The 12,560-nt window shown below is 72.2% G+C and carries 13 protein-coding genes; 2 read left to right on the forward strand and 11 right to left on the reverse strand.

What is annotated here, in order from left to right; translation table 11 throughout:
- Window positions 1-226: 226 nt before the first annotated feature.
- On the reverse strand, window positions 227-703 hold the full coding sequence (locus RM704_RS18920; RefSeq protein ID WP_033529602.1) for a F0F1 ATP synthase subunit B family protein: 477 nt from the start codon (window positions 701-703) through the stop codon (window positions 227-229).
- 51 nt (window positions 704-754) lie between these two features.
- On the reverse strand, window positions 755-1,234 hold the full coding sequence (locus tag RM704_RS18925) for a macro domain-containing protein (protein WP_033529603.1): 480 nt from the start codon (window positions 1,232-1,234) through the stop codon (window positions 755-757).
- A gap of 81 nt (window positions 1,235-1,315) precedes the next feature.
- On the opposite strand from RM704_RS18925, the gene RM704_RS18930 reads away from it, so the two are divergent.
- Entirely contained in the window at window positions 1,316-2,083 is a 768-nt protein-coding gene (locus RM704_RS18930; protein WP_033529604.1) for a MerR family transcriptional regulator, read from the forward strand.
- A gap of 76 nt (window positions 2,084-2,159) precedes the next feature.
- Here RM704_RS18930 and RM704_RS18935 read toward each other — a convergent pair whose 3' ends face one another.
- The 5 genes from RM704_RS18935 to RM704_RS18955 form a co-directional block, all read right to left on the reverse strand.
- Window positions 2,160-2,921, reverse strand: a complete 762-nt coding sequence (locus tag RM704_RS18935; RefSeq protein ID WP_311590875.1) for a DUF5995 family protein — start codon at window positions 2,919-2,921, stop codon at window positions 2,160-2,162.
- 134 nt (window positions 2,922-3,055) lie between these two features.
- Window positions 3,056-5,230, reverse strand: a complete 2,175-nt coding sequence (locus tag RM704_RS18940; protein ID WP_033529605.1) for a 3-hydroxyacyl-CoA dehydrogenase NAD-binding domain-containing protein — start codon at window positions 5,228-5,230, stop codon at window positions 3,056-3,058.
- A 40-nt stretch (window positions 5,231-5,270) separates the two neighbouring features.
- On the reverse strand, window positions 5,271-6,485 hold the full coding sequence (locus RM704_RS18945) for an acetyl-CoA C-acetyltransferase (RefSeq protein ID WP_033529606.1): 1,215 nt from the start codon (window positions 6,483-6,485) through the stop codon (window positions 5,271-5,273).
- A gap of 47 nt (window positions 6,486-6,532) precedes the next feature.
- Window positions 6,533-7,714 (reverse strand): CaiB/BaiF CoA transferase family protein, encoded by a 1,182-nt coding sequence (locus RM704_RS18950; protein WP_192829754.1) that lies wholly within the window; start codon window positions 7,712-7,714, stop codon window positions 6,533-6,535.
- Between the two features lie 167 nt (window positions 7,715-7,881).
- Complete coding sequence (locus tag RM704_RS18955) at window positions 7,882-8,262, reverse strand: MmcQ/YjbR family DNA-binding protein (RefSeq protein ID WP_033529982.1); 381 nt, start codon at window positions 8,260-8,262, stop codon at window positions 7,882-7,884.
- A 103-nt stretch (window positions 8,263-8,365) separates the two neighbouring features.
- Here RM704_RS18955 and RM704_RS18960 point away from each other — a divergent pair, with 103 nt between their 5' ends.
- Window positions 8,366-9,556 (forward strand): saccharopine dehydrogenase family protein, encoded by a 1,191-nt coding sequence (locus tag RM704_RS18960; protein WP_033529607.1) that lies wholly within the window; start codon window positions 8,366-8,368, stop codon window positions 9,554-9,556.
- A 21-nt stretch (window positions 9,557-9,577) separates the two neighbouring features.
- Here the strand turns inward: RM704_RS18960 and mmpA are convergent, their stop codons facing one another.
- The 4 genes from mmpA to RM704_RS18980 all read right to left on the reverse strand — a co-directional run bounded on the left by mmpA (window position 9,578) and on the right by RM704_RS18980 (window position 12,306).
- Window positions 9,578-9,724: a morphogenic membrane protein MmpA gene (gene mmpA / locus RM704_RS18965; RefSeq protein ID WP_192829773.1), complete on the reverse strand. Its 147-nt coding sequence runs from the start codon at window positions 9,722-9,724 to the stop codon at window positions 9,578-9,580.
- Window positions 9,725-10,098: 374 nt separating this feature from the next.
- Window positions 10,099-10,788, reverse strand: coding sequence for an endonuclease V (locus RM704_RS18970; protein ID WP_192829755.1), 690 nt, complete (start codon window positions 10,786-10,788; stop codon window positions 10,099-10,101).
- Between the two features lie 46 nt (window positions 10,789-10,834).
- Window positions 10,835-11,161, reverse strand: coding sequence for a plasmid stabilization protein (locus RM704_RS18975; RefSeq protein WP_033529609.1), 327 nt, complete (start codon window positions 11,159-11,161; stop codon window positions 10,835-10,837).
- Between the two features lie 98 nt (window positions 11,162-11,259).
- Window positions 11,260-12,306, reverse strand: coding sequence for a WD40/YVTN/BNR-like repeat-containing protein (locus RM704_RS18980; RefSeq protein WP_033529610.1), 1,047 nt, complete (start codon window positions 12,304-12,306; stop codon window positions 11,260-11,262).
- Window positions 12,307-12,560: the final 254 nt, after the last annotated feature.

Genomic DNA, 12,560 nt, shown 5'->3' on the forward strand with positions numbered 1-12,560 from the left:
TCAACTCCCGTGCGACAGAGGGACTATCGGGGACTCGCGGGACTTCGGCCATGGTGTGGCCGGAAAGGAGCGTGGGGCCGGATCGCTCGTGACGGCCGAATGGCGATCCTGTGGCGGGAGCGGCCATGGACACGTCCGGGCTCGCAGGGACTCGACAGACGCCGAACGGCTTCGCGTCGGCGGCTTCCCCACCGACGCGACAGCGCTCCCCCGGTTTCGCCCCCTTTCAGGGACGCGGGCGGACCTTCGCCTCGATCGGTTCTCCGATGATCCTGGCGGCCAGATCCGAGGCCAGTTCCGCTACGTGGACGCGGAGTTCGGCCTCGGCTGTGGCGCGGTCCGCGGCGAGGCGGGCATGACCCTCGGCGAGCAGGGTGGTGTACTCGCGCCGGCCGTCGGCGCGGGCCTCGGCGATCAGGGCCGTGCCCTCCTCGACGGCGCGCTGACGGATGCGGGCGGCCTCGTGCCGGGCTTCGGCCAGGGCCGCCGCCACCTCGGCCCGCTTGATCCGGGCCTGCTCCCGCAGGGCTTCGGCCTCGGTCTCGGTCCCCTTCGTCGCGGCCTCCCGTTCGTCCAGGACGCGCTGGATCCGGGGCACGAACCGGACGAAGAAGAGGAACACGAGCACGAACAGCACTGCCGCGACGACGAGTTCCCCGACGACGGGGTTCAACGGGCCGATGTCCATCGGGAGAAGATCCATACCGGTGCCCTACCCGTTCCCACGGGTGCGGTACCGCGCTCCGGCCCGGGATCAGTCCCCGTGGTCGTACACCGTCACCGATATCCCGCGCCGGACCAGTCGGTCGGTGATCAGGGGCTCGACCCGGGACCACTTGCCGCCCGCGAGTCCGCAGCCGATGCGGGGCATGTGGACCGAGGCGTCCAGCTCCAGGGCCTTGTCGGCGAGCAGGCCGAGGGCGGTGTCGATGGCCTCGTAGCGAACGGGCACCCCCTTGCTGCCGGTGCGGATGCCGCGCTGGCCTATCAGGTTGGCGACCCAGGTGTAGCGGCCGACCTGGACGAACTGGGCGGCACCGAGTCCGAAGTCGTTGGTCGCTCGGTCGCGGTGCCAGGCCCGGTAGGCGGCCTCGGGCTCGGGCCAGCGGCGGGACAGGGCGAGGACGAAGCCCTTGCCCCAGCCGCCCAGGTCGTTGCTGACGTGGGCGATGACCTTGACCCCCTTGCCCATCGGCAGGGTCGCGTCGCCCCGTATGTACGTGATCCCCGACATGACGCCACCGTACGGGGCGGCACCGACAGTCGGTGCCGACCGAGGTGTCACAGCACTGGTGGGACAGCGATACTGCTGTGCATGACGACCGACATCGGGGAGAGCTCCGGCTCCGGCTCCGGCTCCGGCTCCGGCTCCGGCTCCGGCTCCGGCTCCGGCTCCGGCTCCGAGGACATCGTTCTCACCGTCGACGAGCTGGCCGCGCGGGCGGGGGTCACGGTGCGTACGGTCCGCTTCTACGGCACTCGGGGCCTGTTGCCGCCGCCGGAGATCGGGCCCCGCCGGGTCGGGCACTACGGCCCGGACCATCTCGCCCGGCTCGCGCTGATCGAGGAGCTGCAGCGGCAGGGCATGACCCTGGCCGCCATCGAGGGGTACCTGCGCCGGCTGCCGCCGGACCTCACCCCGCGCGACCTCGCGCTCCAGCGCGCGGTGGTGGCCTCCTGGGCACCGGACGCGGTGGCGACGCTCACGCGGGAGGAGCTCGACCGGCGGGCGGGACGGTCCCTGGGCGAGCGGGATGTCGAACGGCTCGTGGCGATGGGCGTGGTGGAACGGGACGGTGACGGTCTCCGCGTGGACCCGGGTCTGCTGCGACTGGGCGTGGAGCTGCTCGGCGTACCGCTGTCGGAGGAGTCGATCCGCGCCGCGCGGACCGTACTGATCGAGCACTCGCGCGCGGCGGCCCAGGAGTTGTCGCGGCTCTTCCGCGACGCGGTGGCGGAACGGGATCCGCAGGCCGTGAAGTCGCTGTCGGCGCATATGCAACCGCTGGTCGTGCAGGCGTTGTTGACGACCTTCCAACGGTCGTTGAAGGACGAGCTGAGCCAGTGGACGGCTGAGTCCTGAACACCTTTCACAGCCAGGCTTCGCGCTCGCGCCGCGGGAGGGGGGTCTGTCGTGCTTGCTCGCCCCGGCCCGGGGCTCACCGCACGGCGCGGTCCAGGTGGGTGATGACGGCGGGCACGTCGTCGCTCTCGGTGCCGCGGATCAGCTGCAGGGCCGGTCGGACGAGGCCGCCGGGACGGGCGATCAACCGGGCGAGGACGGCGGCCCGGATGTCGAGCCGCTCGATGGTGGCCGCGCGTTCCTCCTCGCTCTGGCCCGCGAGCAGCACGGCGTTGAACCAGGCCTCCTCTCTTGACCGTCGCACGCTGAAGTCGAGGATCCGCTCGTCGGTGCGGGCTCCCACCTGATCCAGCAGCGACATCAGCGGCGACAGCGCGCCGAGCGAGTCCTGCACCGCCAGCACCACCCGCCCGAGGATGTCGTTGATCAGGAGGAAGTCGCGTCGTAGCGCGTGGATGTCCTCGCCCGGGCTGGTCCGCGCGGCGGCGACGGCCAGGTCCAGGTTGATGTGCGCGTTCACGCCGAGGAGCATGTGCTGGACGATGACGGTGTCGGGGTCGTCGAGCAGCCCGAACGTCTCGCGCCAGCAGCGCGGCCCGCTCCGGTCACGGCGCCAGGCGTCGTGGGCCTCGAAATAGCGGTTGCCGAAGAGTGTGTCGAAGCGGTCCATGCGGGGGCCGTCGTCGAACAACCCCTCGTGGATGGCCGTGCGGACCTCGACGGTCACCTGCCGGTACAGCGCGGCGAAGTACCCCACCCGGTCACGGTCCCGGCGCGCCTCCCGCACCACCCCGGCTAGCCCGTCCACGACCTCGTCGATGTTCCCGGCCACCACCATGCCCAACTCCCTCCCGCCGCCGAATGGTTCGGCCCCACTCGGACGATGAACCGCGCCCGTCAGGAGCGCAGCCCGTGGTGGACGGGACGGGCAGGGACGGCGGGGGCGAGAAGAGCCCCGGCCGCCCCACGACCTCACGCGTCCTCGAACCGCTCCCCCTTCTGCGCCTTCTCCACCAGCAGCGCCGGCGGCTCGAACCGCTCCCCGTAACGCCCGGCCAGCTCACGCGCTCGCGCGACGAACCCCGGGAGCCCACCCTCGTAACCGTTGATGTACTGCAATACCCCACCGGTCCACCCGGGGAACCCGATCCCGAAGACGGACCCGATGTTGGCGTCGGCGACGGAGGTGAGAACGCCCTCCTCCAGCAGCCGCACGGTGTCCAGGGCCTCCGCGAAGAGCATCCGCTCCTGCATGTCCTGGAAGGGGATCCGGTACCCCGGCCGCGTGAAGTGCTCGCGCAGCCCGGGCCAGAGCTTGGCGCGGCGGCCGTCGGGCCCGTAGTCGTAGAACCCGGCGCCACCGCTGCGGCCGGGGCGGCCGAACTCGTCGACCATGCGGTCGATCACGGCCTCGGCCGGATGGACGGTCCATGTCCCGCCCGCCTCCTCCACGGCCCGCCGGGACTCCGCGCGGATCTTGCGGGGCAGGGTGAGGGTCAGCTCGTCCATGAGGGAGAGGACCTTGGCGGGGTAGCCCGCCTGGGCCGCCGCCTGTTCGACGGACGCGGGCTCGATGCCCTCGCCGACCATCGCGACACCCTCGTCGATGAAGTGGCCGATGACCCGGGAGGTGAAGAAGCCGCGCGAGTCGTTGACGACGATCGGGGTCTTCTTGATCTGACGGACCAGGTCGAAGGCGCGGGCCAGGGCCTCGTCGCCGGTCTGCTCGCCCTTGATGATCTCGACGAGGGGCATCTTGTCGACGGGCGAGAAGAAGTGCAGGCCGATGAAGTCGGACCGGCGGACGACGCCCTCGGCGAGCTCGGTGATGGGGAGGGTGGAGGTGTTGGAGCAGAGCAGGGCGTCCGGTGCCACGACCCCCTCGATCTCCTGGAACACCTTGTGCTTGAGCTCGGTGTTCTCGAACACGGCCTCGATGACGGCGTCGCAGCCCGCGAGGTCGGCCGGGTCGGCGGTGGGGGTGATCAGGGCGAGGAGGGCGTCGGCCTTCTCCTGGGTGGTGCGGCCCTTGGCGACCGCCTTGGCGCAGAGCTTCTCCGAGTACCCCTTGCCCTTCGCGGCCGCTTCGGGCGTCACGTCCTTCAGGACGACCTCGATGCCCGCGCGGGCGCAGGAGTACGCGATGCCGGCGCCCATCATCCCGGCGCCGAGGACGGCGACCCTGCGGACCTGGCGGGGCGCGATGCCCTGGGGGCGGTTCGCGCCGGAGTTGACGGCCTGGAGGTCGAAGAAGAAGGCCTGGATCATGTTCTTGGAGGTCTGCCCGGCGGCGAGCTCCACGAAGTAGCGGGCCTCGATGACCTGGGCGGTCTCGAAGTCGACCTGGGCGCCCTCGACGGCGGCGGCGAGGACTCTGCGCGGCGCCGGGTAGGGCGCGCCGTTCGTCTGCTTGCGCAGGGTGGCGGGGAAGGCGGGCAGGTTCGCCGCGAACTTCGGGTGGGCGGGGGTGCCGCCGGGGATGCGGTAACCGGGCCTGTCCCACGGCTGCTGCGACTCGGGGTTGGCGTCGATGAACGCGCGGGCCTTGTCCATCAACTCGTCCTGGGTGGCGGCCACGTCATGGATCAGGCCGTTCTCCAGGGCGCGCTGCGGGGAGTACTGGGTGCCCTGGAGCAGCACCTTCAGCAGGGCGTCGGTGATGCCCAGCAGCCGGACGGTGCGGACGACGCCGCCGCCTCCGGGGAGCAGGCCGAGGGTGACCTCCGGGCACCCGATCTTGGAGCCGGGGGCGTCGAGCGCGACGCGGTGGTGGCAGGCGAGGGCCAGCTCGTAACCACCGCCGAGGGCGGCGCCGTTGATCGCCGCGACGACCGGCTTGCCGAGGGTCTCGATGCGGCGCAGGTTGCGCTTGATCTCCAGGCCGCCGTCGAACAGCTGCTGTGCGGTGTCGGGGGTGACCTTGATGAGGTCGCGGAGGTCGCCGCCGGCGAAGAAGGTCTTCTTGGCGGAGGTGATGATGACGCCGCGGACGGTGTCCTTCTCGGCCTCCAGGCGGTCGGTGATCACCGCGAGGGAGTCGCGGAACGCCTGGTTCATGGTGTTCGCGGACTGGTCGGGGTCGTCGAGGACGAGGGTGACGAGGCCCGTGCGGTCCTGTTCCCAGCGGATGGTGGTGCTCTCGGTCATAGCGGGGCTCTCCGTAGAAGTCTCTTGGTTCCGCCGGGTTTCAGACGCGTTCGACGATCGTCGCGATGCCCATGCCGCCGCCCACGCAGAGCGTGGCCAGCCCGTACCGCTTGTCCTGGCGCTCCAGTTCGTCGACCAGCGTGCCGAGGATCATCGCCCCCGTCGCGCCGAGCGGGTGGCCGAGCGCGATCGCGCCGCCGTTGACGTTGACCTTGTCGAGCGAGAGGCCCATGTCCTTGACGAAGCGGAGCACGACGGCGGCGAACGCCTCGTTGATCTCGACGAGGTCGATGTCGTCGATGGTCAGCCCGGCCCGGGCGAGGGCCTTGCGGGTCGCGGGCGCGGGGCCGGTGAGCATGATGGTGGGCTCGGAGCCGGAGACGGCGGCGGAGACGATCCGGGCGCGCGGGCGCAGGCCGTAGCGCTCGCCGATCTCCCTGGTGCCGATGGCGACGAGGGCCGCGCCGTCCACGATGCCGGAGGAGTTGCCCGCGTGGTGGACGTGGTCGATCTCCTCGACCCAGTGGTACTCCTGCAGCGCCACCGCGTCGAAGCCGCCCAGTTCGCCGATGTCCGCGAAGGACGGCTTCAGCTTGGCGAGCGAGTCGGCGGTGGTGCCGGGCCGCAGGTACTCGTCGTGGTCGAGGACGACGAGTCCGGCGCGGTCCTTGACGGGGACGACGGACCGGTCGAACCGGCCGTCCTTCCAGGCGGCCGCCGCGCGCTCCTGGGACAGTGCCGCGTACTCGTCCACGTCGCGCCGGGAGAATCCCTCGATCGTGGCGATGAGGTCGGCGCCGATGCCCTGCGGTACGAAGTTGACCGCCAGATTGGTCATCGGGTCGTTGAACCAGGCGCCGCCGTCCGACGCCATCGGCACCCGGGACATCGATTCGACGCCACCGGCGAGCACCAGGTCCTCCCAGCCCGAACGGACCTTCGCGGCGGCCAGGTTGACGGCCTCCAGGCCCGAGGCACAGAAGCGGTTCTCCTGGACGCCGGCCACGGTGTCGGGCAGTCCGGCGGCGATCGCGGCGGTCCGGGCGATGTCGGAGCCCTGGTCTCCGACCGGACCCACGACACCGAGCACGATGTCGTCGACGGCGGCCGGGTCGAGGCCGGGGAAGCGGCCCTGGACCTCGTGGATCAGTCCGACGACGAGGTCGATCGGCTTGGTGCCGTGCAGGGAGCCGTTCGCCTTGCCGCGGCCGCGCGGGGTGCGGATCGCGTCGTACACGTACGCTTCGGTGCTCACGAGTCTGGCCTTTCCAGTGGCGGGAGGGTGCGGCCCGGAGGCCGGTGTCAGTCGGTGTCCTTCGCGGGGCCGTCCTCGGCGGGCGCGTCCTCGGCCCGCCTGTCGGGCAGGAGGCCCGCTATGCCCCAGTCGTGGGCCACCTCCGCCGTGTCGGCGCCCGGCTGGGCGGGTCCGGTGCGGACCGAGGTGTGGGTGGCGGAGAAGCGGGGCGCGGGGGCGGGCTGGGTGATGCCGCCGAAGTCGGTGAAGGTGCCCCGGGCCGCGAGATGCGCGTGGTGCGGGGCCTCGCGGAGCGACAGGACGGGGGCCACACAGGCGTCGGAGCCCTCGAAGACGGCCGTCCACTCGTCCCTCGTACGGGTCTTGAAGCGGGCCGCGACCGTCTCGCGCAGGTCGCCCCAGGCGGCTGTGTCCTTGCGGGCCGGGGCCCGGTCCCCGATGCCCAGGAGGTCCACGAACTCCTCGTAGAACTGCTGTTCAAGGGCGCCCACGGCGACGTACCGGCCGTCGGCGGTCTCGTAGGTGCCGTAGAAGGGGCAGCCGCCGTCGAGGAGGTTGGCGGCGCGGCGGTCCTGCCAGCCGCCGGCGGCGAGCATGCCGTGGATCATCGCGGACAGGTGCGAGGTGCCGTCGACGATGGCCGCGTCCACGACCTGCCCGGCGCCGGTCGCGCGGGCGTGGTGGAGGGCGGCGAGGACGCCGACGACGAGATAGAGGGAGCCGCCCGCGTAGTCGCCGAGGAGGTTGGCGGGAGCGACGGGCGGGGTGCCCGGCGCTCCGGTCATGCCGAGGGTGCCGGTCAGGGCGATGTACGCGATGTCGTGGCCGGCGCGCTGGGCGAGCGGCCCCTGCTGGCCCCAGCCGGTCATCCGGCCGTAGACCAGTCCCGGGTTGCGGGCGTGGCAGGTCTCGGGGCCGACGCCGAGGCGTTCGGCGACGCCCGGCCGGTAGCCCTCGATCAGGATGTCGGCGCGTTCGGCCAGACCGAGGACGGTGTCCGGGCCGTCCGGGGACTTCAGGTCGACGATCACCGACCGCTTGTTGCGGTTGGTGACGTCGTACAGCGGGTTCACCGCGAGGCCGGCGCCGCCCGGTCGGTCGACGCGGACGACGTCGGCACCGAGATCACCGAGGAGCATGGCGGCGAACGGTCCCGGGCCGATGCCCGCGAGTTCGACCACGCGCACACCGGCGAGCGGACCGTGCCCGGGCGTCTTCGCCACTGACATCGAGCCCCCAAGCTCTATGACACAAACGATGTAACACCAGTGATGCTAAGAACGTGTTCCACTCCGCACAAGCCCCGTATGAGCAAACGCTTAGTCACCCGCTCGGTCATTGTGCCCGGAGTCGCGGCAGGTGTCAGCCCGGCCTCGTCGGACCCGCGGAGCGGCCCTCAGCGGGCGTCCAGCTCCGCTATCAGCCGCTTCGGGGCGATCACGCGGTAGCTCTCCTCCACCCAGTCGCACAGCAGCTCCGCGCCCGGGGCACCCTTCTCCTCCAGCGGGACACGCACCCAGCCGGACCTGCCCAGGCCGTACCCCGCGGGTTCGGCGCCCGGACAGGTCAGGGCGTGGGCATGCGTCGCCTCGTCCCTGAGCTTGACGGTGACGCCCAGCGGATAGCCGCCGTCATCGGTCCCTAGGAACACGAACACCTTCTTGTTGACCTTCGCGACGCTCTCGCCCCACGGGAACTCCTCGACCGCGCCGGGCATCCCGAGGGCGAACTCGCGCACCTTCTCCCATTTTTTCAGGGCGTTCTTCGGTACGGTCACGGCCACCTCCGGATCCCGCGCACTCGACTGCTCGTCCCTCACGCTAGCCTCAGCCACCGACAACGGCGCGTGGGCGGGCCGTGGGCGAGTGCTGAGGGGTTCCATGAGCAAGGGGCAGGACAGGGCCGAGCGGGCCGAGCGGGCGTACGACATCGTGCTCTACGGGGCCACGGGGTTCGTCGGGGAGCTCACCGCGCGGTATCTCGCCGAGAACGCGCCCGAAGGACTGCGCTGGGCGATCGCCGGGCGCAACGCGGAGAAGCTCGCCGCGCTGCGCGAACGGCTGCCCTCAGGCGCGGGGATCGGTGTGCTCCGGGCGGACGGGTCCGATCCGGACGCCGTGCGCGAACTCGCCCGCCAGGCGCGGGTGGTGGCCACGACCGTCGGGCCGTACATCACCCACGGCGAGGAGTTGGTGGCCGCCTGCGCGGACGAGGGCACCGACTATCTGGATCTCACCGGCGAACCCGAGTTCGTCGATCTCACGTACGTCCGTCACGACGCACGCGCTCGCGAGACCGGCGCCCGCATCGTGCACGCGGCCGGCTTCGACTCGATACCGCACGACCTGGGCGCGTACTTCACCGTGCGGCAGCTCCCGGAGGACGTGCCGATCACCGTGGACGGTTTCGTGCGCGCCGAGGGCATGTTCTCGGGCGGCACGTTCAACTCCGCGCTCACCGGGTTCTCCCGCGGCCGGCAGACGATGGCCGCCGCGCAGGACCGCAGGCGGCACGAACCGCGCCTCGTGGGGCGCCGGGCGTACGCGCCGGTGAGCGCGCCCCGGTTCGCCAAGGAGGTCGGGGCGTGGGCGCTGCCGCTGCCGACCATCGACGCGCAGGTGGTGCAGCGCTCCGCGCGCGCCCTGCGGCGCTACGGTCCGGACTTCCGCTACCGCCACTACGCGGCCGTCAGGACGCTCCCCTTCGCGGTGGGCGGCGTCGCGTTCGTCGGCGCGGTCGTCGCCGCCGCCCAGGTGCCGCCCCTACGGCGCTGGTTGGGCGACCGGCTCAAGCCGGGTGAGGGCCCGAGTGCGGAGAAGCGGGCGAAGAGCTGGTTCTCGGTGCGTTTCGTCGGCGAGGGCGGCGGACGCCGGGTCTTCACGGAGGTCGCGGGCGGCGACCCCGGCTACGGCGAGACGGCGAAGATGTTCGCCGAGTCCGCCCTGTGCCTGGCCTTCGACGACCTCCCCGCCACGGCGGGACAGGTCACGACGGCGGTCGCGATGGGCGACGCGCTGATCGAGCGGCTGCGCGCCGCGGGGATCAGGTTCCGGGTGGCGGCGACCCGGTGACCCGGTGAGGCGCCGACCGGCCTACTGCGCCCACCCGGTCAGCGTGTAGACCATCCCGGCGATCCAGGCCAGTCCGGCGAACACGGCGAGGAGCAGACCGGTCGTCACGGCCCGCTCGACGGGCTGGGTGGGGCTGGCGGCGGGCTTCGGGGCTCGGTGCGTCGTCATACGGCACAGCCTGCCGATCATGACGAGGCGCCGGCATCCGTACAGGTACTCAGTTCGTACTCAGGTACCCGGTCCGCGCGTGCGCCCGACCGGTGCCCCGACGGCCTCGTACGGCGGGCGCTCCGGTGTGACTCGGCGGCCGGCACGCCGGCGCGTCGGTGGGCCGGTGGGCCGGGCAGCCACCGGTCCCGGCGGCCCAGCGGTGCCGTCGCGGCCGGGACGATCAGGCGATCGCGAAGGTCATGACGGGCAGATACGCCTCCATCCGGCCGGGGCGCGCACCGAGCCGCGGCCGGTGAGGACGCCGAGGTGCGCGGCGAGGCCGAACCGGCGCGGATGCGCGAGGCGGTCCGGGGCGCCGCCCCCTGCCGGAGTCAGGCGGTCGTGGTCCGCAGGGCCCGGCGGCACAGGGAGTCGGCTCGGCGGGTGGTTTCCGGGAGGCGGTAGGACGGGGTGAGGGCGAGGGTGTGGGCGCAGGCGTTGTCGAGGTCGACGCGGTGGCCGACGGAGACGAAGACCGGCTTGACGCCGTCGCGGGTGCGCAGGGCGCGGCCGACCTCCTCGGTGCCCGCGAGGAGCGGGGACGCGCTGCCGCGCGCCGTGCCGGGGTCGTCGTAGGTGAAGGTGAAGGGGTTCTTGGCGACGCCGATCGTGGCCAGGCCGGTGAGGACCCCGAGGTGCGCGGCGAGGCCGAAGCGGCGCGGATGCGCGAGGCCGTAGCCGTCGCAGACGACGAGACCGGGGTCGCACGGCAGCGCGTCGAGCGCGGCCAGCACCGTCGGGATCTCGCGGAAGGCGAGCAGGCCGGGGACGTAGGGGAAGGAGACCTGCCCGGTCGCCGTGGTCTCGGCGACCACGTCGAGGGTGGCCGCGTCCAGCACCACGGCCGCCGCCACGACCACGTCCCGCTCGTCGTCGTACGCCACGTCGACGCCGGTGACCCGTCCGGTACCCGGGGGCGGTCCGCTCTCGTCGAGGACGACCCTGCTCCGCAACTCGTCCTGCACGGCCAGAGCTTGCTCTTCGGTGGCGGGCCAGCCCGCGGGGATGCGTACGGTCGTCATGGTGTCCACGAGCGTACGCATCCCGGCACGAGCGCACGGCCCCGGGCTACTTGTCGCCGAGGGCGCGCTTGAGCTGGCTCTTGTTCATGTCCGAACGACCCTGGATGTTCCGTCGCTTGGCCTCGGCGTAGAGCTGGTCGTACGTGGGCCCCTCGGATCCCTTGTGCGAACGTTGCCCACCGCGCTTGCTCGACGACATGTCCTGGGTCGAGCTGCGGCTCGCGGTCTTGGACTCGCCGGAGCGGGCGCGTTCCTTGTTGACGGTCCGGGCGGCGATCTCCTTGGCGCGGGACTCGCTCTCACCGCGGTCCTCGGCGCTCTCCTTGATGTGCTCGTACTGGCGTTCCCTCTTCGGGCTCGAACCGCGTGGCATGACCGATCACTCCTTTCGTGATTCGAACACGCCACAAGTACCCCTCTCGGCCGGACCAACCCCGCACGCGCCCACCTGCCGGAACGCCCCCGCACGGGTCACTTCTCCAGCCGGGCCGCCCGCCCCCGCTCCCCCGCCGCCCAGCAGCCCCGGTCCGGGGTGCAGTCGACCGTGTCGTACGACCCGGTGTCGACCGTGCGCCAGGTGCGGCCGCCGTCGGTGGTCAGATCGGTGCCGGTGGGGCCGACGGCGAGAGCGGTCGTACGGCTGTGCGGGAGCCAGGCGACGCCCGACCGGTAGGCCGGCGGCGGTTGCGCGGCCGTCGTCCAGGCGCGGCCCGCGTCGCCGGTGGTGGCCGCGGCCCGCGGGGACGGCTGGTCGGCGCGGTAGTCGCCGCCGACGGCGATGCCGTGCTTCCGGTCCCGGAAGGCCAGCGCGAAGACACCCCGGGCCGGATCGCCGGCCGGCACGGGCGTGTCGGCGACCGTCCAGGTGAGCCCCCGGTCGGCGGAGTGCAGCACGCGCGCGCGTGCCGCCCCTCCGGTCGCCAGCCAGACGTCGCGCGGCCCCGAACCGACCAGGCACTGCCCGCTCGCCGCGAAGCCCGCCTCACCCTCCAGCGCCGGGGGCATGCCCTCGTTCGGCAGGACCTTCCAGGAGCGGCCGCCGTCCTCGGTGGACAGGATGCGGAATCTCCCGTCCACCGGGTCGCTCATGGCGAGCCCGTGGCGGGGGTCGAAGAAGGTGAGGCAGTCGTAGAAGGCGCGCGGATCGGTGTTGCGGAAGGACTCGGTCCACGTCGCACCGCCGTCGTCCGTGCGGTACACGCGGGAGGCCTCCCCCTCGCCGATGGCCAGGACGACCGCCCTGCGTGCGTCGAATGCCTCGATGTCCCGGAACTGCAGATCCTGTGCGCCGGGCGGTGAGACGTTGCGCCAGGTCCTGCCCCCGTCGCCGGTACGGAGCACGGTGCCGGCGGAACCCGCCAGCCACGCGTGGGTCCGGCTGACCGCGGCAAGACCGCGAAAGCGCACGTCAGTGCCGGTCTCCTTCAGTTCCCAGCGCGGTGGACGGGCGTCCCCCTTCGCCTGCGCGGGCACCGCCAGGGCGGCGGCGAGTGCCACCGCGGCCAGGCCCGTCGTCATCGTCCGACTCGTCCGACTCATCCGCCTCGACTGCCCCAAGCCCCTCATGGCGGGCGAAGCTAGTGCACCGACGAGGTGCCGTCCAGATGCCCTCGCCCGGGAACCACCGGGCGGCGTCCGGTGTCCTCTCCCATATCCCGGAACGCGGGATGAGAAATCGATCACCACAGTGATTGGGCCCGGTGACAGAGGTCACTCGACCCTCATGTGCACGGATCGGCCCGATCCGGCGTCTTTGCAATTGCCCGGCCTCA

The organism is Streptomyces gottesmaniae (assembly GCF_031845845.1).
In the GTDB taxonomy this organism is placed as follows: domain Bacteria; phylum Actinomycetota; class Actinomycetes; order Streptomycetales; family Streptomycetaceae; genus Streptomyces; species Streptomyces akebiae.